General features: G+C 57.8%; 15 protein-coding genes and 2 pseudogenes. 15 read left to right on the top strand and 2 right to left on the bottom strand.

The window, feature by feature from the left end; genetic code table 11:
* Positions 1 to 1,710 (top strand): dipeptide ABC transporter ATP-binding protein, encoded by a 1,710-nt coding sequence (locus AYJ54_RS01250; RefSeq protein ID WP_082905410.1) that lies wholly within the window; start codon positions 1 to 3, stop codon positions 1,708 to 1,710.
* Between the two features lie 1,261 nt (positions 1,711 to 2,971).
* Here the strand turns inward: AYJ54_RS01250 and AYJ54_RS48745 are convergent.
* On the bottom strand, positions 2,972 to 3,232 hold the full coding sequence (locus tag AYJ54_RS48745) for a hypothetical protein (protein WP_136623352.1): 261 nt from the start codon (positions 3,230 to 3,232) through the stop codon (positions 2,972 to 2,974).
* Between the two features lie 1,011 nt (positions 3,233 to 4,243).
* Between AYJ54_RS48745 and AYJ54_RS01245 the strand changes: the two genes are divergently transcribed.
* The 6 genes and pseudogenes from AYJ54_RS01245 to AYJ54_RS51845 all read left to right on the top strand — a co-directional run bounded on the left by AYJ54_RS01245 (position 4,244) and on the right by AYJ54_RS51845 (position 11,965).
* Positions 4,244 to 5,731 carry a pentapeptide repeat-containing protein gene (locus AYJ54_RS01245; protein ID WP_082905409.1) on the top strand — a complete coding sequence of 496 codons (1,488 nt, stop codon included), beginning with the start codon at positions 4,244 to 4,246 and terminating at the stop codon, positions 5,729 to 5,731.
* A gap of 207 nt (positions 5,732 to 5,938) precedes the next feature.
* Positions 5,939 to 6,817 (top strand): pantoate--beta-alanine ligase, encoded by an 879-nt coding sequence (locus AYJ54_RS01240; protein ID WP_063696076.1) that lies wholly within the window; start codon positions 5,939 to 5,941, stop codon positions 6,815 to 6,817.
* A 1,719-nt stretch (positions 6,818 to 8,536) separates the two neighbouring features.
* Entirely contained in the window at positions 8,537 to 8,761 is a 225-nt protein-coding gene (locus tag AYJ54_RS01235; protein ID WP_063696075.1) for a hypothetical protein, read from the top strand.
* On the top strand, positions 8,754 to 11,255 hold the full coding sequence (locus tag AYJ54_RS01230; protein WP_063696074.1) for an AAA family ATPase: 2,502 nt from the start codon (positions 8,754 to 8,756) through the stop codon (positions 11,253 to 11,255). Before AYJ54_RS01235 ends, AYJ54_RS01230 begins: the two co-directional genes overlap by 8 nt.
* Positions 11,185 to 11,472: pseudogene (locus tag AYJ54_RS53830) on the top strand (DUF3223 domain-containing protein); the annotation flags it as partial. The gene AYJ54_RS01230 and the pseudogene AYJ54_RS53830, both read left to right, overlap by 71 nt.
* 25 nt (positions 11,473 to 11,497) lie before the next feature.
* Positions 11,498 to 11,965: a hypothetical protein gene (locus AYJ54_RS51845; RefSeq protein WP_245328840.1), complete on the top strand. Its 468-nt coding sequence runs from the start codon at positions 11,498 to 11,500 to the stop codon at positions 11,963 to 11,965.
* An 899-nt stretch (positions 11,966 to 12,864) separates the two neighbouring features.
* On the opposite strand, the gene AYJ54_RS01215 is transcribed toward AYJ54_RS51845, so the two are convergent.
* A complete protein-coding gene (locus AYJ54_RS01215; RefSeq protein ID WP_063696071.1) occupies positions 12,865 to 13,419 on the bottom strand; it encodes a peroxiredoxin in 555 nt (184 codons plus the stop codon).
* Between the two features lie 870 nt (positions 13,420 to 14,289).
* On the opposite strand from AYJ54_RS01215, the gene AYJ54_RS01210 reads away from it, so the two are divergent.
* The 8 genes and pseudogenes from AYJ54_RS01210 to AYJ54_RS01175 form a co-directional block, all read left to right on the top strand.
* Positions 14,290 to 15,780: a M20/M25/M40 family metallo-hydrolase gene (locus AYJ54_RS01210; protein ID WP_063696070.1), complete on the top strand. Its 1,491-nt coding sequence runs from the start codon at positions 14,290 to 14,292 to the stop codon at positions 15,778 to 15,780.
* Positions 15,781 to 15,919: 139 nt separating this feature from the next.
* On the top strand, positions 15,920 to 17,026 hold the full coding sequence (locus tag AYJ54_RS01205) for an ABC transporter substrate-binding protein (RefSeq protein WP_063696069.1): 1,107 nt from the start codon (positions 15,920 to 15,922) through the stop codon (positions 17,024 to 17,026).
* A gap of 196 nt (positions 17,027 to 17,222) precedes the next feature.
* Positions 17,223 to 18,215 carry an ABC transporter ATP-binding protein gene (locus AYJ54_RS01200; RefSeq protein ID WP_245328842.1) on the top strand — a complete coding sequence of 331 codons (993 nt, stop codon included), beginning with the start codon at positions 17,223 to 17,225 and terminating at the stop codon, positions 18,213 to 18,215.
* Positions 18,216 to 18,221: 6 nt separating this feature from the next.
* Complete coding sequence (locus tag AYJ54_RS01195) at positions 18,222 to 19,997, top strand: ABC transporter permease subunit (protein ID WP_347337197.1); 1,776 nt, start codon at positions 18,222 to 18,224, stop codon at positions 19,995 to 19,997.
* Positions 19,998 to 20,585: 588 nt separating this feature from the next.
* Positions 20,586 to 21,493: pseudogene (locus AYJ54_RS01190) on the top strand (TauD/TfdA dioxygenase family protein).
* 115 nt (positions 21,494 to 21,608) lie between these two features.
* A complete protein-coding gene (locus tag AYJ54_RS01185; RefSeq protein WP_063696066.1) occupies positions 21,609 to 22,700 on the top strand; it encodes an IS5 family transposase in 1,092 nt (363 codons plus the stop codon).
* Positions 22,700 to 23,035 (top strand): hypothetical protein, encoded by a 336-nt coding sequence (locus AYJ54_RS01180; protein ID WP_347337196.1) that lies wholly within the window; start codon positions 22,700 to 22,702, stop codon positions 23,033 to 23,035. The genes AYJ54_RS01185 and AYJ54_RS01180 overlap by 1 nt, the downstream gene beginning before the upstream one ends.
* A gap of 391 nt (positions 23,036 to 23,426) precedes the next feature.
* On the top strand, positions 23,427 to 24,246 hold an 820-nt coding region (locus AYJ54_RS01175), incomplete at its 3' end, for a reverse transcriptase domain-containing protein (protein ID WP_245328818.1).

The following is a 24,246-nucleotide window of genomic DNA, read 5'->3' as shown; positions in this document are numbered from 1 at the left end:
ATGCTGCACTTGGTCCAGCCTGAGGCGCAACTTCTCACGGTCGATTCGCTACGTGTCTGCTTCGCTCGGAACGTGCCTGAGGGCACGGCCGTGCGCGGTGTGTCCTTCTCGCTTGCGCCGGGGCGGTGCCTTGCTATCGTCGGCGAATCCGGTTCCGGCAAGAGTGTGACCGCTCGCGCTCTCGTGGGTCTCGCCGGTCACAGAGCTCGTGTTCATGCGCGCGGGCTGAACTTTGCGGGCATGGATCTGACGGGCTTTGATGACCGCGCCTGGCGGCGCATCCGTGGCAAGGATATCGGCTTCGTTCTGCAGGATGCCCTCGTCTCGCTCGACCCGCTACGCCCAGTCGGGAAGGAAATCGGCGAAGGATTGCGCCTCCACCGCGCTATCGCCTCCCGCGAGGAGCTCGAAAGCCAAGTCATCGGGCTCCTCAAGCTCGTTGGTGTCCAGGACGCCGAAATCAAGGCGCTGCAGCTGCCGCATCAATTGTCAGGCGGCCAGCGCCAGCGGGCGCTCATTGCCGCGGCCCTTGCGCTCGATCCTCGCCTCCTGATCGCCGACGAGCCGACCACGGCTCTCGACGTCACCGTGCAAGCTCAGGTCCTGGGCCTGCTTGAAGAGACCAAGGCGCGCGGCAAGGCGCTCATCCTGATCAGCCATGATCTCGCTGTGGTCTCGCGCATGGCGGACGAGGTTCTGGTCATGCGCCAAGGCGAGGTCGTCGAGCGCGGATCGGCGGACCAGATCTTCCGCGAGCCCCAGCACGCCTATACCCGCCAGCTCCTGGACGCCGTCCCCTCTGGGCGGCGGCGCGGCTCGCGCCTGTCTTCATCGCCGGCTCCCCGGCTGCCGCAACCGCACGGCCGCTTACTGGAGCCGTCTGCCACGAGATCCTCTCAAATCGTGATCGAGGCGACAGATCTCGTAAAGCGCTTCAAAGGGCCGGGCGGAATCTTGCGAACGGTCGTCGATAAGGTGTCCTTCCAGCTGCGATCGGGCGAAACTCTAGGGCTCGTCGGCAAATCCGGATCCGGCAAGTCCACGACGGCACGCATGGCCTTGGCGCTGGACCTGCCGGATGAGGGAGCCGTTCTGTTTCAGGGGGAGGCCTGGACCACACTGACCGAGCGCGAGCGCAGGGCGCGGCGCCGCTCAATCTCGGTGATCTATCAGGATCCGCTCAGCTCTTTCGATCCGTGCTGGACGGTGAGGCGCATCCTGGCCGATAGCCTCCTTGATGACGTCGAGACGAGGCAGGAGCGGCACAAGCGCGTCGCCGAGCTCCTCGATCTCGTTGGCCTGTCACCGGCTTTCCTCAATCGACGGCCCCTTGAGCTCTCGGGCGGCCAGCGCCAGCGCGTTGCCATCGCGCGCGCGATCGCGCCAAGGCCAAAGGTGATCGTCTGTGATGAACCGGTCTCCGCGCTCGACGTTTCGATCCAGGCGCAGATCTTGGATCTGCTCGGGGATCTGAAGGCCCAGTTAAGGGTGAGCTATTTGTTTATTTCGCATGATCTTGGCGTTGTCCGCTATCTCAGCGACCGTGTAATGGTCATGCGTGATGGGCGGGTCGTCGAGAGTGGGAATACGGAAGCGATTTTTGCCGAACCTCAGCACGACTACACGCGCGATCTCCTGGCGGCGGTCCCCACCTTGCTGGGGCGACAGCCTCAGTCTCGTCGCGACCGAGATGCCGTAGCCGCGGTTTGAATCTTGTCTGTGTAGCGGCTTGCAGCGGTCGATTTGCCTCGGCAAGTGCAGGCCTCTAGGCGAAGTGATGACTTACCGCTCGACGAACCTGCTTTGACTGCCGACCGACCATCGTCACGGTCCGCCCGAAAGAGCGGATGATGTGGAAAAGAAGACGTCGATCTCGAAACCTGGACCGGCCCCACTATACCATCGCCTCGACGTGCACTGCCGAATATGGACGGTGATCGCATCTCCCGTCGAATGTAGCGAAGCTCCGCGGGATCGATCCGAGAGGCATCTTTGACCGACGCCGTCGGCCGGATCCTTCGGCGGATATTCTTAAGAGCGCTCTCGACGAGCTCCAACGGTGGACTTATATTTGGTTCCCAAACCTCGGAAAACGCGACCCAACGCCGGAGCCGAGGTTCTATCGAGGATGGACGTGGGAACGATGTCGGAAAGCTCATGGCGACGGGATGGGATCGATTCTGGCTGGTTCATCGCCGCCGATGGCATCGGATCAGTGCGAAGCACTGCCAGTTACGGAAGACCAGGAGGATGGTGGTTTCTCCCCGCCTGGTTGCCTGACACGCAAGAGAACGACATCGGTCCCTTCAAGACAAAAGCTGCCGCACTCAAGGAAGCTGAGCGTCTGGCTGCTGTCCAAGTCCAAACCGCACGGAATTGATCGCGGATTGGCACTAAGGTCGTACCGAAGCATCGCCTACCTCCCAGCCTTTATCAATAAAGCTATCTCGACCTTGATGTGTGCCAGCACGAACGGCTATCCAGGCGGGCCGCTCGTTCGCTTTGGCTGGCGTGAGATGCCACGTACGACCTGGCCCAAGGGATCAATCGACATTCACAGTTCGATTCCTTCCTGCACTCGGCGCCCCGTAGCGGGCTTCGCCCAGCTTCGTGAAGTCGAGCATAGGATTCCAAGGCAGTACAATGTAGTCGTGGATGTACGAGTTAAGCTCGCAGTCTCATCGTTGCGACCATCGCGCGCGATCTCTTTCCTCTGTCCGTAGCCAGGCGGAGCAGCATGCGCCGATCCTGCGGCAAATCCGTCAATGGACTCGAGACGCATCCAACGTTGAGCGTATATCGCTAGATCGCCTTCAAACGGCAACCCGTTCAAACGGCAAGCGGAATGCGTCCCAGCGATCGGGTGCAGGCTGTTCAAGATCTCCGCGCTACAGATTGCACCCGTAAAGCGCGCCTCCCTTCGAAAAAGTGCATCCTTGCCCGCGCACGGTTGCAGCGCCGCAAATTCCCTTCAAACGACCGGTCGCCGCCGAATTCGCGTGGAGATGCGTGTCGACGTCGAGTGCTTTGGCGGCATCGCGACGGCATCAAGCTTCTTCTGGTGGTTTGCTCGATCATTGGCGAAGCCGGGACGGGGCGAGGGGCCCAAAAAGACCCGGCCGATCAACAGCTTTAAGAGCAAGGGTGATCTGTGGCTTGTCCCCGTCTCGGCGGCTCGCAAGTCGATCTCTTGGTTGGCTCGTCCTCGACCGATCTCATCTTTTTCGAACATAAGGCTTTCTCCCTGAGGTTTCATGGCGGCTCGTTTTCATAGGACTGGGCGCGCCTGATCTTTGTGTTTTCCGATGCGCCTGGCCGGCGTATTGGGCATTGCCCGTTTGTTGCGTTGGCGCACGAAATGGCCTGCGCAAGGCGGCGCATGCCGTTGGAACTTGCAATCATGTTCGATGTCAGACAGCGGTACGGGTTTGTCAGGTTCAAGGCAACCGGGATCATTGGTCCCTTTTACTTTTTCGACGTCCTGTCAAGCGCTTAGGTCGCCTGATGTGGCTGGCATGGACGTTGCTGTCGAGATGAAGTGACAGTGACTGACGGCTCAGTGAGTTCTGGCGTGCAAGGCAAGCGACGCTCTCCTTCTTTGCAGGTGCGTGATCGCTTCCTAAGGAGAGCAACAAGCTCTCAAATGGCTCGCTGAAGTGTGATCATCCACCAACGGAGAGGAAACATGGCTTCACTGGGAAAGAATGCAATTTGCGACGAGAAGCCTATCGGTAAGTCGAGCATCTCACGGAACGCAGGGGTAGCTCCGATGTCCCGAACCCCGCCGCTATCGCTCGAGTTGGCGAGAGCGTTGAACCGAGAACGTAGTTATCAGTTGGCAACATTTGCCTGGAGTGGGGCGGCCCTGTGCCCGATTTCGGCCGCGTCAGCTCTGTCGTTGATACCTCGATTAAAGAGAACGGCACCGCAAGAACATAAATCTCGATCGAGCAGCTGGCAGGACAATGTCTACAGCGGCTCCTTCTCGATCGGCCACAAGCGCACCTCTGGACATCTGGATCGTATGCCGAAAGAGATGACGGCGAGATGTGGGCCGCCAAAGATGACGAGACGCGTGCTCTGAAATGGCAGGCGTCTCCGGCTCGATGATCCGACAAGACGGGGCGGGTCTCGAGTTCCTCGGCGTCATCTTCAATAGGCTCAAGTGCAATTCACAAGGCGTCAGTCAACATGAGGCCGGCAAGAATCCGCTCGTCATCGCACAGCATTGAAAGATCTAAGAATGTCGCCAGCTATCGACGCCGAACGCGACGTCGGCATGCGTGAAGATACTGCCGTCCAGCCAGTGTCCCAATGCAGCTCCTCATCAGATGGAGAATTTTTGCGTTTCTGGAGCAGATTGGGCGAGCGAGCGTCGGCGATAGCTGCGGTCAGGAAACGAACCGAGGAGGCGATCAAAAAAACCGGAATAGGTCTACAGTTATCTTCCGCAAATCTTAGCGGCTGTGATCTATCGGAATTTTCGTTGCAGCGATCTGTCCTGAACCGTGCGCAGCTCCACGGCGCTAAGCTCGATGGAGCCGATCTGTCTGAAGCCAACCTTATCTGCCCAGGACTGGAAAAAGCGAGCTTTCGCAGAGCCAAGCTCGACTTCGCCTATATGCATGCAATGGCTGCGCAAGTGTGCAATTTCGATGATGCGAGTTTACGTAACGTCATCGATGCAACCGGCAGCCTGTTCCACGGCTGCAGTATGAGACGGACGCGTTTTGACAAGGCGATTTTAAGTGGCGTGCTCTTCTATCAGTGCGACGCCGCCCATGCGGTCTTCGAGGGCGCCGAATTGCAGGGTTCCATCATCAATGAGTGCTTCCTTCCGCGGTCTTCATTCCGCTCTGCCAAGCTGAACCAGGTGACGATGACGAAGGCCCATCTGGCTGGTTCCTCGTTTTGCCGCTCGAGGGGCGAGAGTTTGTCGATTCTGCGCCCGACCTCGATCAACGATCTCGTTTTGGAAGATGCCCACCTCCCGCACTTCAGGCTTTCAAAGGCGAGCGGACGCATTCTCGCCAAAGCGCTCAACGCGCCATTTGCGGATTTCAGCCTCTCAAATCTTTCGAAGTCGGAGCTTGAACAGGCAGATTTAACGGAGGCGCGGCTTGTGTCTGTCAATTTGACTGAGGCGAACCTGACTGGAGCGGTGTTGAACGGCGCGTCTATTCGTTCATCTCAGCTTGACGGAGCCGACCTGTCTCATGCGTCAGGGGAGACCATCTCCATTGTGGAGAGCACAATGCGATCCGCAAAATTCAATGGCTTTCGCGGCCGCTGCGCGTTTATGCGCGACTGCGACATGACGAATTCGGACTTCGCACATGCCTATCTATACCGATCAATGATCACCGGAGATCCCCCGCAATCCATGGCGTTGAACGACGCCAATTTTGAGGGCGCCAACCTCGTTCAGTCGTATATCGCAGCAGGAATGGCCGGAAGTAGCCTCGAGGCTGCCCGCACCGCATACGCTCGGATGAACCAATCGTCGCTCCGAAAGGCGAATTTGAGCGGGATATCGCCTTTTCAAGCAAGCTTCGTGAAGGCTGACTTTTCAGATGCGACGATTACGACATTCGAGCCACCGTTCTTTGCAGACCGATGTCCTGGACTCGGGACTGCCTTGAAGGATCTCAAGGATCCACACAGCGCAACTTCACGGTACTTAACTGACTTTTCGTTGTTGATGGGACGTGGCCGAAATGGGTCAACCTGATCTCCTGCAACCGAGTCATCGGTTTGGACGAGATGCCATGTCGCGGTTGAGAGCAGGAGAGGTATTGGGCCGTTCGTCTTTCAGACGCCCTTTGTCGACGGGCGCCTCCAAGGCGCTCTCCACCATCGATCCTGGGATCGAGATGGACCACGTTGGATCTGACTCAGCAGCAAACCCGGTGCCAATTCGACAAGTGGAAGTGCAAGTATGCATCTCACGTCTCTGTTAGACGGCAAGGCCTTCCTCACGGAGGTTGCCAGAACTGGCCAGACGATCGGCACAGTCCACACGCTCGGTGCGCTGCACGCAGGGCACGCGGCACTCATCAGAAGAGCCGCAGTCGAGAACGATGTGGCAATTGTCACTGTCTACCCGAACAAGATCCAGCTGAGACCGGGTGACAACTACGACTTCAATCTGGACGAGGATATCCTGTTTGCACTGCGCGCCGGCGCGACTGCTGTGATCTCGTCGAACGACGCGGAGATGTTTCCGCCGGGATATCGAACATTGGTCTCCCAGGGCGAATGTCAGCTTCGTTTGGGCGGACCAGAGGCGCTTCTGAAGGAGGCGATTACCGGCGCGATTCGCTGGATCTGCTACGCCCGACCAACTCGCAGCTATTTCGGCCTAAAGGATATCCAACAGGCGCTTCTGGTGAAGCGGGCCGTCGCAGACCTGCTGCTTGACTGCGAGATACGATTCGTGCCGACAGTGCGGTACAAAAACGGCGTGCCGATGTCGTCGCGTTTGCGACGCTTCAGCCGTTCCGACCTTGATGAGCTTTCGTATCTCTTTATGGCGCTCGACAATATAAGGAAAGAGATCGCTCGAGGAACCTCTTGCGTCCAAGATCATCTGATAGAATCGGCAATGCCGCAGATCAACTTGGGGCAGTTTGACCTGAGGTTTCTTCGCATAGTTGATGCGGACAGCTTTGAAGACCAAGAGCACGTTGTGCTCCCCTTCATCATCGTCGGATCGGTAGCAGCTCATCGCATTAAGGTGTTCGACAATATCTACGTTCCGGATCACGAAACTCTGCTGGATGGTCCTTCATATGTCTGGGCCGATCTGCCAGCGTAGTTGGGAGCAGCTGTGATCATGATGCAAAACCAGAGGCTTGAGGAGCCTGGCCGCGCTGGATCGGCGATCGGCCGGGCAGCCCACGAAAACACATTAGATGCGTGGCGCCATATGCCAGTTGCTCGCGAGAGTGATTCCGGTCGCGTGGGGCCACGAGCTCATTCGTCCCTTGGTCCAATCCGCTCCCTTGGAGACTGTGAAGGCGGTTGAAGGTCCTCGGAATGATTGCGGCTACCGGGCGGGCGCATGAGTGTGGCCGTCGTGCAGGATGACCTCAGGTGTTCGGAACTCAGAGTGATGCACCAGTAGCAACCGCCTTTGAAGGGTGCGGGCGCCATGAGACGTGATGCTCTGCCGAACCGCCAGGCGAATTCATGCGCGTTGAACGTGCGGAGCAGGGTTGTTGACTTACTGTATTCCCGAGGCTGCGGCTGCGTACGCAGTGAAATGATATGATGCGAGGAGAAGCCTGATATCGCGCGAGCGACCGGGTGTCCGATCCACGCCTACCGCCCAACCAACCACGTCGACCCGTAAAGAGCAGGTCAATCACTTTGCAGATGAGCTGTGAGGGTGATTGTTTGCCGGTCTCCACCCCGCACATCCGCCGCAGCTTGGACACGCCTGCTGGACTGCCTCCACTGCGAGACGCGCTAGGCAAGTTGAATCCGTTTCGCCCGCTGTGGCCAAAGTTAGCACCTTTTCGGCAAGACATGCCTTCAGCGAAGTCGTTCGCTTTGTTTCTGGCACCATCCGGACAGCATCCTCGATAGCCCGTCTCAGCGCAGCACATTGTCGAATTTTCGAGGAGTTTGCAGCATCGCGCTAATTCACAAGGAACCTAAGTGTATCCACGTTGGCTGAGGTCTTCCATTCACTGCCAAATTCCGCCGACCTGATATCCTGACAGGATCGCTCATCCGGTGAGGGGCAGTCGACTTCGGCGAAGTGTGGCCGCAGCGACGAATACAATGAATACGTTTGGGTCTTGTGACAGTGAAGCTTCGTAGAGCGAAATTTTCGGGTCTGCTTCGTGGACAGTCTTAACGAGTGTTATGAGGTCGACGGCTCAGGCCGGGGGAACAACTTTAGTCTTCGACTGAACATTTTTCCTCTGGGCACACGTTGCGAGTCGTCGAGATCGCAGCATGGACCAAGCCTGCGCACCCCTCGTTCGCTGGAATCCTGCATCGAGGCAGGAAAAACGCCGAATGTCTGCGCGAACTGGCTCCGTGTCCCGCTAGCCTGCACTGCATATCCCGCGATAAACAGTCGGCCTGATTATGAGTTTGATCCGGGACATGAAAGCAGTACACGACAGAGGGGTGGACTGACCACGCCTTGGGCCGTTGCGAACGTCGAGCGCGAGGTCTGCTTCGGTTCGTGTCGCAACGTCGGCGACGATGGCTTCGGTTGCTTGCCTTGGACCACCAGCAAGAAGGAGGCAATCGGGGTTGAATCCGCCGAAGAACCGACGAGGTCGGCCCGCGCGCCGGCACGGGTCGACGCGAGGGCTTGCTCAGATCGGCGATCGTGTCTCCATAACTCTCGGAGAAGGACATCAAAGGCCGGACGTGCTGTTGAACGGAGTAGCAGAGTTTCAAAATCTGGGGCGATGCGGCCGCCATAGGTTGACGGACTGGGTTTTCGCGATCAATTCATTTCGATGCAAAATAAGGGGCCGGTTACGCGCAAACGCGAACTACCGATATGGGGTAAATGGGCAGCAACGAACAGTCGCCAGATTCGACGGCGGTATTTATCGAGGAATTGGGGCTGCACCTGTCCAAGCAGGATGGCGTCGATCCCGAGCTCGCCAACATCATCAGCACTCACCTGTTACAGGTCGCGCCAGCGCAGGATGTGGTGAGCCTGACGAAGGCTGCGATCGTGAAGCTGGCAGCTCAACGCGCGGCCTCTCCGAAGGATAACGCCCATGGCTGATGCGCCCTACTTTATTCGAACGCTGGGGCTCACGGCATTTCGAGCCTTCCTACAACCAACAACGTTCGACTTTTCGAAGAAGCGGTGTCTTGCAATCTTCGCGCCAAATGGACACGGCAAATCCAGCATGATTGACGCGCTGGAATTCATGTTCTCGAAAGATGGCACGCTTGAGCGGCTTGGCATCCGGACGAGTAACAACAATGCGGGTATTGTCGCCTTGGCGCACAATCTGGCCAAGGATGCAAAGCTCACTCCGGCCGTGACGATCGGCTTCGTCACTGGCAAGACTGTCACAAGTGAAACTCGGGCAGCTGCGGGCGCGAAGCGGTCGATGCCAGCGATTGCAGCATCGGTGTACCAATGCTTTGCAGTAAGCCCGATTATTCGCGGCTATACGCTGCGGACATTTGTGGAATCCCATACGCCCGAGCAGCGTTATGCCGATATTGCGACCTGGTTACAGCTCGGACCGCTCGTCGACCTGCAAAAGAACCTCCGCGCGCTCCGTTCTCAGGTCAAGGCTGCAGCCGAGGACCTGACAGCCCAGAAACGAGTGGATGCGCAGTTCGCTACGGAAACGGCTAACAGCGTTCCCGCCTGGGACGCGGCTGCGGCTCTGGCTCATGTGAATACCATCGTCCTTGCGGCGCTCGATAAAAGCCTGGTGCTGAAGGCGCTGGACGTGTCCGATGCTGCCTATACTGATCTCAGTCATCGCGCGAAAGCAGAGGAGCATCAGATCGGCCTTGCGGGTCTGCGCGTGACCCGACAGGCGGCAGCAGCACTCTTCAATGAGATCATCAATGAGGAGACGGGGGCGACGACCCTCAGTGGCGCCGTTCCAGTATTTGAGGGGGCCGTCGCTGGTCTCTCCAAGGCAGTCGCTACAGAAGCGGACGAGCGTGGCAAGGCGGCAAATGCCAGTTTCCAGGCTCTATGGAAGGCTGTGGAGCCGTTCTTTACTGAAGACAGCCCGAACCTCGCAAATTGTCCGGTCTGCACGACGCCGATTGCGGAGACGACAGCCGGAAGCGCAGACGGGATTCGCGCACATATAGCCAAGCACCTCGACGAGTTGGCCGATTATGCTGTAGCGAAGGCTGCTCTCGACGAGGCGAACGCAGCGGTGAGTCGGGCTCGGCTTCGACTGCTCGGCGCACTGCCGGGGCTTTCCGGACTGCTCGCCGATGCGGATGGGGCTGTCAAGATGGAGATCGAAGGCTATCAAGCCGCCGTCGAATCCTGGTCCAACGGCAAGGCACCGACCTCAACTGCCATCATTGCCTCGATATCGGCGCTGCTGAGCCAAATCAACGCGAAGATAGCAGAGATCGAGGCTAATCAAGGGGAGCACACCTACGCCAAAGCGAAGGCCAAGCTAGATCGTCTGCTTGAGCTGCAGTCCGAGCATTTGTTGGCGGCGCGGAGTCAGCAGGAGCTGGAGAAGCTTTCGAACGCTTTGATCATCCAGGCGACGACGATTTCGGGAGAAATCCGCAAGAAAGTGCAGGCGCTGCTCGACACGCTGCAGAAACCAATGAATGACATCTATAGAACGATCCAGGGGCCTGGAGCGGCACCCATTCGTTTTGAACTGCCGGCTGAAGATGATACGAATCAACAGCGGCTTAGCCTCCTCATCGACTTTGCAGGGAACCGTCCAGGCGTGCAGCCCGGCGGGTACTTAAGCGATTCTCAGATCCATTCGGTGGCGCTCGCCTTGCGGCTAGCAGCGATTAAGCAGTTCAATAAATCGGCGCCGATCATCGCACTCGACGATATCGTCACCTCCTATGATGCCGACCATCGACGGACGATTGCCGCTCTTATTGCTACCAAATTTAGCGATTGCCAGATCCTGATCACCACCCATGACGAACGGTTCTTCAACTATCTGAAGGATCAGCAAGAGGTGAACAATTGGCAGTTCACGCGGGTCATTCGTCTTGATCCCACACATGGACCTTGTTTTGCCGATCACAAGGTAAGTGACGAGATGATCAAGGCGCGTTGGGATGGTGGACAGTCAGCGGCCAACGAGATGCGTCAAGCCGAGGAAGAATGGTTGCTTAAAATCTGTCGTGAGTTTGGCGTGAGCCTGCGGATACGTGCCCTGGAAAGAGCCTATTCGTACGAGCGCGGTGAGCTGGCCTCGGCGCTTGCGAGCTTCCTCAAGGAAGCTAAATTGGATCCGCAGCCGGTTGCGGGCGTCAATAATCGCTTCCTGGCCAGCTTGCAGAAGGGCGAGATTGAGAATTTCGGCAGTCATTTTCAGGATGGTCCTTACGGCGATGGCTCGATTGGGGACGAACGCGCCCGCTGGGATGAGTTCAAGGCGTTCCGGGCACAGTTTTCCTGTCCAAAGTGTAAACGCACCAAATTCCAGAGGCCGATCACTCTAAAGAAGCCCATCTGCGCGCATGGTGGATGTGAAGCCCAATTTGAATTTCTGGAAATCCCGGCGCTCATACTTGCAGAAGGATCAGTCTAAATGGGACGTTCAAAGCCGGTTGAACAGGCGACACGAAGTTTCGCCAAGCAAGTTGACGCTCGTCGTCTTTAAGGCGATGTTCAATCGCTATACTCCGGGTCAACGAGTAAGCGGTGAGGACGGGTTAGATATCGTCGCCTTGCTGGAGCGGCATACCGAATACGCGTCGAAAGTAGGATGCGGGGTCAGCCATTTCGAACTGGTCATGACCGAACACGGGACGCAATGCTTCCGCATTATTCGTGTCGATGGAAGCGGTGCAGATTTTTCGTATCTGCACCGCATCTCTCAACGTGCTCCGAGTCGCGAGTTGGAGGTCAGCCAAGATTTCAGGCGAGCCATTAGGTTCGATCTTTACAAGGCACGTGATACATGTTTTTGCTGAGCACAGCGGTTCGGCGGGCCTTGTCACCTGCGCCGCGACTGGCGAACGCATCGGACGCGACCAAGGGCACATGGACCATCGTCCTCCTATGACTTTGGAGGTGATCGTCACAACGTTCCTCTGCGGCCATGGGCTATCGCTGGATGATCTGTCGCTGACGACGGGACAGGACAATCGAGTGGCGCCCGAAGTGACCGACAGCGAACTTTGCGAAGCATTTCGTCGCTACCATGCGAGTGTCGTGCAGCTCGATTTTGTGAAGGATAGCATCAATCTGTCAAAGGCGAGCCGCAACCGACAAAGGGCTGGGTGCGTCACTTTGTAGGTTATATCGGCGAATGCCGGCGCAAAATCACGTCTGCCAGTGCCGAAAGGCTGACGCGGCCTGGTCCGAAGCGGTCCTGGCTGGACAATTGGCGCGGTCTGCCTGATTCCAACGACCTGGTCCCCTCCGCGCGAAGCATCCTTGACCTGCGCGATCGCTGAGCTGCAGAAAATTGAGCGCTCTACTCAGTACCCGGTCTCCGACGGCTCTGTTCACCGGGGCTGGAAACACCAACCCAAACTATCGGCTTCTGTCGGTGGAGCGGCCACTACCCAACTGGTTGGTCATGGTCGTCGGACATCACCGCGGACTTGCGGCATGTGCGGGCTTCGGCACACTATGCTCGGCTCAAGAAGGCTTGCCCACTGTGTCTTTGAAAGATCCTGACGCCGTAGCGGCAATTGTCTCAACGTTGCGGCGCGTCCGCGGCGACAACGTTGCGCGTGCGCTACTTGCAGAGCGCGTGAGCCTGGCGGCACTTATCGACGCGGCGTTCTCGTTGCCAATCAGCAACAGTGACGCTGTTCGTATGATCGCGAGAGCGCTAGATTCGGGTGATTTCAGTTTCACACCGGACATAGGGCCGCTTTGGCACGTGCGGTACATTTATGAAGATCGACGTGCATCAATGCGCGTGGTCGACATGGAGATCTTAACGCCGGATAGGACCTTTGCGAGCACTGACATTTCGATGCGTCTGCCCGTGTGATACGGGTAATGTCGCTCTCATGCCACGTTTTTGTCGATCGGTCTGTAACGGGCGCCTGATCGATCAATGTTTGGGCGTCTAATCTCCGAATAGGGAGAGGAATATCGCGGTCGAAACACACCTCTTGAGTTGTCGGTGGCAAATGTAAAGTGCCGCCTTAGGCCTTCAACTGCTCGATTGACCCGCTGCCTCAGGCGACCTTCAGCGTTTCGCCGCCAATCTCGCGATCGCAGGGGCAGAGTGCGTCGGTTTGCAGAGCATCCAGTACACGCAACGTGTCCCTCGGGCTACGGCCAATATTTAGGTTGGTCGCATATATGTGCTGGATGATGTTGTCGGGGGCGACGATAAAAGTGTAGCGATTGGCGAACCCCTCAGGCGCCCGTACGCCAAGCCCATCTACCAGCGCGCCCTTGGTGTCCGCGAACTGCCATATAGGCAGATGGTGCAGGTCCTTGTGCTCGCGCCGCCAGGCGAGTTTGCAGAACTCATTGTCGGTCGAGCCGCCCAGCACGGTCGCATCACGCTGGGTAAAATCCTTGGCTAAGCGGGCGAACTCGGCTATTTCTGTCGGACAGATAAATGTGAAATCCCTGGGATAAAAGAAGATGATCTTCCATTTCCCGGGGAAGCTCTTTTCGGTCAGCGTCTCGAACGCGCTCTGCCCGTTCTCCTCGTGCGCGTGAAAGCCGGGCTTCACGCCGGTAATTTCGAACGACGGCAACTTACTTCCGACTGTAGGCATATTCCCTCGCAAGGTTGCTTCGCGTGAAGGATGACGATTCCGGTATGCGCCAAGCAATCCATATGCCATTCGCTCTCAAATGCAAGAAATCAAGTGCATGCCATCTGAACGCGATCGGTCTGGTTGAATGTTCCCATTTCTTCGGTGTGCGCACCGCAAGGCTCCGTGCGTTGAGCGATTACTTCAAGCCGCCTGTTGAGTTGCGATGCCAAAGCAGGGTTGCAACTGATACGATGAAGGTCCATGCGCGATGTATTTCCTTCTCGTAGTGGGCGTGCTGGTCCCTGTAGCTAACGGGGCGGCGGCGAGAACCGGCGGGCCAACGCGATCAGTCTGCGCTTGCGATGCGCGAGCTTCGACGGGAACCTCCGATCTCGACATTGATGGAGAATACGCTGAGGCCGAGGCCAGATTGAGCAATGCGATCGCTTCTGCGCGCCACGCAATTTCCACGATGTATCACTGGACTGCCGTTGAGCGGACAACCCCGACGAAGGGCCCGTGTCGGTCACCCGTCATTTGGGCCCAAGCTGCTGTCCCTGTTGGGTAGTTTTCATTTCCAGCGAATTGGGACTGTTCCGTCGCGAATCCTTGCATCTGGCCGTTTGGCTAGCAGACTCAATTCCACGGGCCGCCACGACAATTGAACCAACGACGTTTTCGTTGAAACCTCGGGGGATTATTGTTCCGTTTCGGACACCGGTAGAGCGACTGTCGGATTCAAAACACCGGCCGCTGTCCGTCGCCCACGAAATGTTTCGAGCGAAATCATGGCTTTGATACGCTCGAAGGCGTTGGCACAGCTATTGCTCGATTGGGCCTGCCCACTTGGCGCAGATTTCAGGGCTCGTGTGTCACAGGAATCGGAAAATGGATGAGGACGACGTTGCCCGCCATCTGTTGATGCGCGAAAACCAAATCATGGCGAGGCTCTGCGCGTTTCTTCGCATACCGAGCGCAAAAACTGATCCAGCGTTTGAAGGAGGAATGCGCCAGGCGCGAAACTTCCTTTTGAGGTGGCTCGAAAGCATGGGACTGAGCGACGTCGAGCTTTTAGACGGAGGCGGCCGTCCGGCGGTTTACGGAGCCTGGGAGGGCGCGCCAAGCAAGCCAACAATCCTGGTTTACGATCATTATGATGTAATGCCTCCCGATCCGGTCGAAGCGTGGGTAACGCTCGCTTTTGAGTCGACACTTGAAACGATCGAGGGCTTTTTGAAGGTCCGCGGCGCCTGTCCTGTGAACGCCAAAGTCTTTCTTGAGGGCGAGGAAGAGAGCGGTAGCGCAAGTCTGCGTAAGATCGTCGATCGCTACCACCCTCTGCTCCAGGCTGATGCGCTGATTTCGGCGGACGGTGGGCGCGCGAGCAATGATATTCCGACGATAAACTTTGGCTGCCGTGGACCTGACGAATTGAAGTTTTCGATCAAAACGGCCGCAAAAGATCTTCATTCGGGACGCTGCTGTGGAGCTGTCAGAAACACCGCGCATGAGATGGCGCGAACTATTGCAACATTACATGATGATAGCGGAGCGATTGCGGTGCCGGAGTTGATCGCGGGGGTGCCAGAGCCAACAAGCGATGCTCGCGAACAGGCGGCCCGGTTTCCGTTCGATGAGGCTGAATTCACCCGGGAAGTTGCGGGCCATGCTCATGGCGAGCTGGGGTATACGGCCCGCGAGCTGCTCACATTGCGCCCGGCCATCGACATCAATGGCGTGTGGAGTGGGTATACCGGCACAGGCATCAAAACGATTATTCCAAATGTCGCGCACGCAAAACTTTCGTTGAGAACAGTACTGGGACAGAGGGTCGAGAAAGCCGTCGCGGCACTGAAGGCCCATCTGCAATCCGTTATCCCGAAGGGTATTGACCTCATGATCGACGATCCCGGGACGGAGGCGGAGGCTTTCAGCCTGCCATCCGACCCTCCACTCGTCGTTGCGGCGAGGAAGGTTCTCCGCAAAACAACGGGAAGGGATCCAATTCTTGTTCGGCTCGGCGCGACGGTACCAATTACGGTCATCTTCGAAGAGTTGCTCGGCGTGCAGACGCTGATGTTCGGCTTCAATCTCCCTGACGAGGACGTTCATGCGACAAACGAGTTCTTTCACCTCACGTCGCCTGCGCAGGGGCTTTCGGCATGGTCGCTGCTCCTAAGGACGCTTGGCGAGTTCGACTGCAGGTCGTTCCATCAAGGCAAAAGAGCAACGGCTGAAGATGGCGGAGCGCAGCTGAACCGCTCGCTCGCGGGCGCATGCCGGGAGACAATTCCTGTGATGCAAGAGATTCAATGTCGCGCAACCGCGCAGAAGTTCAGTGTGCCAGGTTGCGCAGGGAAATTGCGCGAACCGAGCTGATGGCGCTGCGGCGACGTCACGAAATCCAAAATCAAGCCTCAACGAATGAAATGCGGAGCCGGTTGATGCCCGTTCGACTGAGCCCTACTCATAGACGCGTCAACCGCAGTCCCATATCAGTTGCAGAGGGACGAATGAGATGAGCTTCCCAATGAACCGCAGACAACTACTGCAAATGGCGCTACCCGCAAGTGCCATAGGCTGTCTCCCGCTGTGCGCGCGGAAGGCGTCCGCCCAGCCTGCTGGTCAGTTGAAGGCCGTGGTTGGTGGCGGACGATTCGGTAAGGCGTTTGTGGAAGCTTTCGTCAAACCGTTCGAGGCGGAAAGCGGTGTCAAGGTGACGGCAATCACCGACGATATGAGCGGTGCGCAGATTGCAGCAATGGTGGCCAGCAAAAATGTCACCGTCGATGCCATTGTGCGCAATCAGTCGAGCGCGCTCGAATTATCACAAGCGGGTCAGCTCGAGACGATCGACTATTCGATATTCAGGAAGGAAGAATTGGCGAACATTGCCGACTACTGTAAGAAGCCATTTGGCTTTGCTCCCTACGTTTATTCTTGGAATCTTGTCTTCAATACTAGGAAGTTCGCATTGGGGCAGCCTCGCCCCAGTTCCTGGGCTGACTTCTGGGACGTCGAGAGATTTCCCGGCATGCGAACGCTTCCGAGTGGTCAGTATGGCGCTGCCGGTCCTTGGGAGGAAGCTCTCCTCGCCGACGACGTCCCGGCAAACAAGCTCTATCCGCTCGACATCGACCGGGCATTTGCCAGCCTTACCAAAATCAAGCCGTACATCCGCAAATGGTGGACCAGCGGCGCTGAAATCCTTCAGATAATGCAGAGTGAGGCTGCGGAATTCGCTCAATCCTATGACGGAAGAGCCCTCGCGCTGATTGATCAGGGCAAGCCTGTCGAAATTGTCCGAAATCAGGCCAAGTTGACGTGGGACTACTGGGTAATCCCCAAGGGAACTCCGAACGTCGCGAACGCGCAGCGACTCCTCGAATTTACCTCACGTGCAGATCGTCAGGCGGCGTTTGCGCAGCTTTGGCCGCAGGCTCCGAGCAATAGCGCCGCTTACAAATTAATTCCGGACCGAATAGCGCATAAACTTGCCACCCACCCTGACCATGTCGGCAATAGCATCATCCTCGACGCGGCTTGGTATGCTGACGTTGGTCCGGACGGACAATCGAATCTCCAGCGTCTTATCGAGCGCTGGAACGACTGGATTCTTCGGTAATCTGAGCTTGCTCATTAAAGTTTAGAGCAGGGTGTTGCGCCAGTCCGGTGCACGGGCTGTGGACTTTCCAGCGGAGGCTGATCGAGGAGGAAAAATGGTGGGTGCACATGTCGGGAATCTTGCAACGGCTTGTACTGAAGCTGCAAGCTCGGATGGAAGTCCTCCTGCGCAGATCGAGTTTCGCAACGTTACGAAGATGTACGGACGGACAGCCGCTCTTCGGGATTTCTCGTTGACGGTCCGCCGTGGCGAATTCCTGACCATTCTGGGACCCAGCGGATCAGGTAAGACGACTGCGCTGATGATCCTTGCAGGCTTCGAAGCGCCTTCCAGCGGGGATATCCTCATTGCCCAGAAATCTGTTGCAGCAGTTCCACCCTTCCGCCGGGACCAAGGCATTGTCTTTCAAAGTTACGCTCTCTTTCCGCATTTGACCGTGCGGCAGAACCTCGAATTTCCGCTCGAGATGCGGGGAATGAAAGCTAACGATCGCCTCGCGAAGGTCGATCGTACACTTGAGCAGGTCCACTTAAAAGAATTTGGCTCGAGGATGCCTTCCCAGCTCAGCGGCGGTCAGCAACAGCGTGTAGCACTTGCTCGGGCGCTGATAGCGGATTCTCCGGTTTTATTGCTCGACGAGCCGCTTGGAGCTCTGGATCGAAATCTTCGTGAGCAAATGCAAAGCGAGATCAAGCAACTACATCGGGAATTCGGAAAAACGACCATCTTTGTCACTCACGATCAGGAAGAGGCTCTGACGCTCTCTGACCGCATCGTGGTCATGCGCGCTGGCCGTATAGAGCAGGTTGACGCACCGGAAGCGCTTTACGATCGGCCGATCTCCCGATTTGTGGCGAACTTCTTGGGTGAAGCCAATATCCTTTCGCAAGACGGGTCGGACACGTTCAAAGGCGGCGCGCCGGCCGGCAAGGTCGCAATGATCCGTCCTGAACGTATCACCATAAGATCGTTCGCCTTTCCGTCCGTGGACCTTGAGAAGAGACAATCAGTAATGGGCCATGTCGAAGAGATGATCTACGCCGGTCCCCTGCGGAAATACCACGTTCGTGTCGGAGACGAGGTACTCGTTGTTCGCGAGCACGTGGCCTCAGGGCAGCTTATTTTCCAGCTTGGCGATCGGGTGCAATTGAGTTGGTTGCGGTCGGATGTCCGCTTTCTCGCGGAATGATACGCATTGGCATATTCGATGGATGTTTTCCGCGACGTTTTCCGCAATCCGCTTGGGCTCACCGTTCCGGCCTTGACCATCCTCATTGTCGTTTTCGGCCTTCCCACAGTCTTCTTTTTCTTTGCTAGCCTGAACGCTCCTGAATATTCGCTCTCCAACTATCAGGCATTTTTGTACCGAGGTGCTAACCTCCGGATACTCGTACAAACGATAGAGGTAAGTGTCTTCGCCACGCTCATCTGCCTGGTCATTGGCTATCCAACAGCTTATCTCATTACGGCTGCGCCCAAACGCGCCAGAATCGCGCTTACCGTACTTATCTTTCTCCCTTGGCTTACCAGCGGCCTGGTCCGCACATATGCATGGATCCTCCTTTTGGGGGATAATGGGCTGATCAATCGCACATTGCTTGATCTCGGCCTGATCTCAAGTCCGCTTGCACTGATTTACAATCGCTTGGCCGTCTACATCGGCATGGTCCACATCATGCTGCCGGTTATGATCCTGCCATTACTGAGCGTTATGCAGGGCATCGATAAGTCCTTAATGGCAGCAGCCCGAGGTATGGGCGCGCGGCCTTTCTCCGCTTTTTGGCGCGTGTTTTTGCCTCTGAGCCTTCCAGGCGTGCGCAGCGGGACCATTCTTGTGTTCGTCATCTGCCTTGGCTTCTATATCACGCCACAGGCTCTGGGCGGACTGCGTGATGTCATGCTCTCCACTTTGATCGCAACTCAAATCGCAACTTCCTTCAATGTCGGTATGGTTGCCTCCGCAGCTTTCATACTGCTTGCGATCGCCGCTGTTATGCTGTCCGTCTTCGGACTGGATTCGTCAGGCAAACAGGCGCACCCGGATCGATCGCATCGGAAGGATAGGCCTAAATCGGTGTTTCGCTCTTCCGTTTTAACAAAAGGACTGGGGGACAGGGTGCGCGCCGCGTACTGGGCGCGAGAGCTGTATCAACAAGGGGACGCGAGCAACTGGTTGGCTCTTGCTGGTTCCGTTTTCTTGGCCCTTGTGATGACGTTTCTGCTCCTCCCGGGCCTCCTCGTTATCGTGATGTCGTTCAGTGGCGGTGCGTATCTGGAGTTTCCGCCGTCGACCTTGTCTCTTCAATGGTACCAGTCCTTCTTTGGCGACCCGTCCTGGACGGGTGCCCTTTGGACGAGCGTCCAGATCGGGCTGATGGTCGCCGTCCTCTCCACAATCGTCGGTACGCTTGCGGCTTACGGACTCAGCCGCACCACCCCCCGGATACGGTCTTCGGTCACAATATGCCTTATGACGCCCATCACGCTTCCAGCCGTCGTGGTAGGTGTCGCGATTTACTTCGGAATGGTCAGACTCGGTATGTTGGGCACCGCGACTGGCATTGTCCTGACTCAGAGCGTAGGCGCTACTGCCTATGTCGTCGCTATCGTCTCAGCCACGTTGGCGAATTTTGACCGGCGCCTCGAACGGTCCGCCCTGAGCATGCAGGCGAGCCCCCTCCAAACGTTTATGCGCGTGACCATGCCGCTCATCCGGCCGGGCGTCATCGGCGGAGCCTTGTTCGCTTTCATCCATTCGTTCGACGAGGTGGTGCAAACCTCCCTCGTAAGCGGCTTCTCGATCCGCACGCTTCCGCTCAAAATGTGGGAAAACATGCGCAATGAGCTGGACCCGACCATCGCGGCGATCGGGTCAGTGATCACATTGATGCCAATACTTTGGCTAGTGGCGCTCTACGTCACATGGTGGCGCGCCGGCCCAAGCGCGCGCAAGCGATGGCTGAACACGTAGCCTAGTCTCAAGCGGGCAGAGATCCAGGGACACGGCGGTTTACGCCAACGGCGCAACTGCGAACTTGCCATTTTTCTCATTCATTTGAGGGTAGTCGGAATCGAGCTTCGGGTCGGCCATGGATCGCGTGCAAGGCATGCGTGCACGTGCGGTCCTCACATATCAGAAAGCGTCAGACCTTGCCGCTGTCCAAATTGCCGTCACCGATCGACGACCGGATCAGTGCATGGAGCAGCAATCGCTCAGCGAATTCTAAAGGACATTAGACTGTGGTGAACCGCAACGAGGCTCGCCGATGATAGGGACGGGCACCAACTATTCTGGCCCGAAGCGCGATTAGTGTCCAAGACATTACGCAGACAGAGCTGTTGGGTTCCAGGACCAGCTGTCTGAAATGGAGTGTTTGTCAAACAAGAGGCGGCGACTCAAATGCGAACTGGCTCGGTGGTACGGTTGTTGCTCCGTAGATCCGGCAACGATGAGGCAAGACGAGGGCTCTCCTTCCCTGCGGTCGTAACTCGGCGTTCACGCATCTTTGCACTTGAGAAGCTTCTCTAGAGAAGAAACCTAACCTTGGAGAGTATCACGATGAACGAAACAGCCTTCCTAGATAAGGTCATTCCGCGTGCCGTCGTCGTCAAGCGCGCAGCGCGCGTCGGCGCTGAAATCAGGAGTCTCAAGCTCTCGGGCGATCTGCCAGACGAGACGATCGCTGCGCTCAACGGGGCGCTGCTCGAGCACAAGGCGCTCTTCTTCCGTGACCAGACTCATCTCGATGACGCCGAGCAGGAACGCTTTGCTCGACGATTTGGAAAACTTGTGCCGCATCCGATCATGGGCGCAACCAAGGGAACAGCATCGATCCTCGAAATTGATTTGCGCTACGCCGGTAACCGGGCTGATCTTTGGCATGCCGACTTGACCTTCATCGATGCCTATCCGAAGATTGCGGTGTTGAGAGCCGCTGTGATCCCGCCATTCGGCGGCGACACAGTCTGGTCCAATACCGTCGCCGCCTATCTCGACCTGCCGCCGCCGCTGCAACGGCTTGCTGACGAACTCTGGGCCATCTACGGCAACGCCTTCGACTATGCGGTAATGCCCCGCGCCAGAGAGACCGACAAGGAGTACTGGATAAGGTCTATACCAGAACGATTTACGAGACTGAACATCCCGTTGTACGAGTCCACCCCGAGACGGGCGAACGGGTACTGGTGCTCGGTGACGGGGTGCGACATTTTGTTGGCATCCCGAAATACGACGGCCAGAGGCTGTTCGATCTTTTCAAGTCTTATGTGACCGCGCCCGAAAACACCGTGCGGTGGAACTGGAAGGAGGGCGATGTTGCGATGTGGATAACCGGGCCACACAACATTATGCAATTACTGATTATGGTGACCAGGCATCGCCTAGTTCGCTGCGCTACCATCGGCGGCGAAGTGCCCGTCAGCGTCGACGGCAGGTGCAGCGTCATGCGCGTCAAGCCCTCCAAGTAGCCGGCGGCGAACGTCGACAAAGACATTCGCAAGGTTTAGCAGGCTGTTGAAAAAGGCACTCGCCGCCGAGCGGCGACCGTGATTCATTAGCTCCGACGGGATTCGGAGATGGTGCGTGCGCGGGGGCGACAATCGAACGGGCGAACTGTTCAGCTACGTTGACCTGGAAGCGCGGGTACGGCGTGATCATCCGCTACGAGCGATCCGGACCATCGTGAACGAGGCGCTGTCGGCGCTGGAGCGCGAGTTTGCCGCGCTCTATTCGCCAATTGGGCGGCCATCGATCCCGCCGGAGAGGCTGCTGCGGGCGATGCTGTTGCAGGCGTTTTATTCGATCCGTTCGGAGCGGCTTCTGATGGGGCGGCTGGAATACGATCTACTGTTCCGCTGGTTCGTCGGCATCGGCGTTGACGACGCAGCCTGGGACCATTCGGTGTTCTCCAAGAACCGCGACCGGCTGCTGGAAGGCGACATAGCGGCCAAGTTCCTCGCCGCGGTGCTGGCGCAGCCCAAGGTGAAAAAGCTGCTATCGAGCGATCACTTCTCGGTTGATGGTACGCTGATCGAGGCGTGGGCCTCGATGAAGAGCGTCAAGCCGAAAGACAGCTCTGGCGAGCCGCCGGCGCAAGGCGGCGCGCGCAATGCGGAAGCCGACTTTCACGGCCAGAAACGCTCGAACGACACCCATGCTTCGACCACCGATCCCGATGCCAGGCTCTACCGCAAGGGTAAAGGCAAGGAGACGAAGCTGTGCTTCATCGGGCATGGGCTGATGGAGAACCGCCACGGCCTGCTGGTCGACGCCTGCCTGACGCAGGCCGATGGGCATGCCGAACGGGTGGCCGCGCTGCACATGATCGAGCCTCATGCCGACCGGCCGACAGCGATCACGCTTGGCGCCGACAAGGCCTACGATGCAGAAGACTTCGTCAACGAGCTGCGCTCGATGAACGTGACGCCGCACGTTGCGCAGAACACCAGTGGCCGCAGCTCTACGATCGACGGGCGAACGACCCGGCACGGCGGCTATGCCGTCAGCCAGCGCATCCGCAAGCGCATCGAGGAGGCATTCGGCTGGATCAAGACGGTAGCCGGGCAAGAGATGACCAGCTTCCATGGCCGTGATCGCGTCGGATGGGCCTTCACCTTCGCTGCCGCCGCCTACAATCTGGTGCGGCTGCCCAAGCTGATAGCGGAGGCCGGCTGATGGCCAAGGTGCCCGGCTTCGCCAAGGCTTTTGCCGGCCGATGGCGCATCGTCGAAATGGACAACTGGGACAGCGACTTCCTCGATCTTGTCGAAGAGGCGCATCTCACCTTTGAGGGCAAGTCCGACGGTGAAATTGCCTTCGGTGCGCTGAAGGGCTTTCTCGATGTCCGCTACGGCGCGCGAGACGGTTCGGCCTGCGCGGAGTTCTCATGGGAAGGGCACGACGAGAATGATCGTGCGCCCCGAGGGCGCGAACTATCAGTGAGGGAGGATCTCACCCGGATAATTGTCGATTGGTCCGGAAGCTGGCAGGCGGCACGGTCGGGTAACTGACTGGGTCGGAGCCCTGCGACAAAGGCAGCCTTGGGCTGCTGAGCGATCCGATGGGCCGTAACAAAGTGAAGCCTGAGCAGGCCTCGAAAGTTCGAATGCGGATGCCGACCCGCCGGTCATTTGGGGAAGGCCGCACGTGTGGGGAAGCAATCGACACGCGCACCCACGCGATCCGCCGGGGTAGTGGGCACGGCACGCCGGAAGGGTAGTTCGTAGTTACAGGGGGAGACCCGTCGCGGACGAGGGTAGCGGCCTCAACATCGCATGAGGCGGTGGTCACGGCGGGAGTCGGACGGGGCAATAGGAGCGTTGATGCCGGGTAATGCCGGTGGAGCAAAGGGCCCCGACTTCTGGTGCGCTTTTGAAGATGGTGAGGTGAAGGTGATTGGTGATGAGCCTGACAACGCCTGATAAGATCCGGAGCCTTCAGAGAAAGCTCTACTGCAAAGCGAAGGCGGAGCCCACCTTCCGCTTCTATCTGCTCTACGACAAGATCTGTCGCGAGGACATCCTGGTCCACGCCTATCGGCTCGCTCGCCTTAATGCGGGTGCCCCAGGTGTGGATGGGATGACGTTTGCTCGCATCGAAGAGCTGGGCCTGGAAGCATGGTTGGCGGACTTGCGCGCGGAACTGGTCTCGAAGACGTACCGACCTGATCCGGTGCGGCGGGTGATGATCCCGAAAGCGAATGGTGGCGAGCGTCCGCTCGGCATTCCGACCATTCGTGATCGTGTGATTCAGACTGCCGCCAAGATCGTGATCGAACCTATCTTCGAGGCTGACTTCGAGGACAATGCCTACGGCTACCGGCCCGCTCGCGGGGCGGTGGACGCGGTCAAGGAAGTGCACCGGCATTTATGTCGGGGCAATGCTGACGTAGTTGATGCTGATTTGTCCAAGTACTTCGATACGATACCGCATTCCGAGCTGATCAAGTCAGTAGCCCGGCGTGTGGTGGATCGAAACGTCCTGCGTCTCATCAAGATGTGGCTGAGGGCGCCGATCGAAGAACGGGACGCGGACGGAACCCGGCGCATGAGTGGCGGCAAGCGAAACACACGCGGCACGCCGCAAGGCGGCGTCGCAAGTCCATTGCTGGCCAACATTTACATGAATCGGTTCCTGAAGCATTGGCGTTTGACTGGCTGCGGCGACGCGTTCCAGGCTCACGTCATCTCCTATGCCGACGACTTCGTTATCCTCAGCCGCG

This window comes from Bradyrhizobium centrolobii, assembly GCF_001641635.1.
In the GTDB taxonomy this organism is placed as follows: domain Bacteria; phylum Pseudomonadota; class Alphaproteobacteria; order Rhizobiales; family Xanthobacteraceae; genus Bradyrhizobium; species Bradyrhizobium centrolobii.
This window is presented reverse-complemented; position numbering and strand designations above follow the sequence as displayed.

Excerpts from the sequence above, each read along its gene's own strand:
- AYJ54_RS01200 (WP_245328842.1), top strand. The coding sequence starts at position 17,223 with ATGTACGGACGGACAGCCGCTCTTCGGGATTTCTCGTTGACGGTCCGC.
- AYJ54_RS01230 (WP_063696074.1), top strand. The coding sequence starts at position 8,754 with ATGGCTGATGCGCCCTACTTTATTCGAACGCTGGGGCTCACGGCATTT.
- AYJ54_RS01215 (WP_063696071.1), bottom strand. The coding sequence starts at position 13,419 with ATGCCTACAGTCGGAAGTAAGTTGCCGTCGTTCGAAATTACCGGCGTG.
- AYJ54_RS01180 (WP_347337196.1), top strand. The coding sequence starts at position 22,700 with ATGGCCAAGGTGCCCGGCTTCGCCAAGGCTTTTGCCGGCCGATGGCGC.
- AYJ54_RS48745 (WP_136623352.1), bottom strand. The coding sequence starts at position 3,232 with ATGTTCGAAAAAGATGAGATCGGTCGAGGACGAGCCAACCAAGAGATC.
- AYJ54_RS01240 (WP_063696076.1), top strand. The coding sequence starts at position 5,939 with ATGCATCTCACGTCTCTGTTAGACGGCAAGGCCTTCCTCACGGAGGTT.
- AYJ54_RS01205 (WP_063696069.1), top strand. The coding sequence starts at position 15,920 with ATGAGCTTCCCAATGAACCGCAGACAACTACTGCAAATGGCGCTACCC.
- AYJ54_RS01235 (WP_063696075.1), top strand. The coding sequence starts at position 8,537 with ATGGGCAGCAACGAACAGTCGCCAGATTCGACGGCGGTATTTATCGAG.
- AYJ54_RS01245 (WP_082905409.1), top strand. The coding sequence starts at position 4,244 with ATGTCGCCAGCTATCGACGCCGAACGCGACGTCGGCATGCGTGAAGAT.
- AYJ54_RS01210 (WP_063696070.1), top strand. The coding sequence starts at position 14,290 with ATGGATGAGGACGACGTTGCCCGCCATCTGTTGATGCGCGAAAACCAA.
- AYJ54_RS01250 (WP_082905410.1), top strand. The coding sequence starts at position 1 with ATGCTGCACTTGGTCCAGCCTGAGGCGCAACTTCTCACGGTCGATTCG.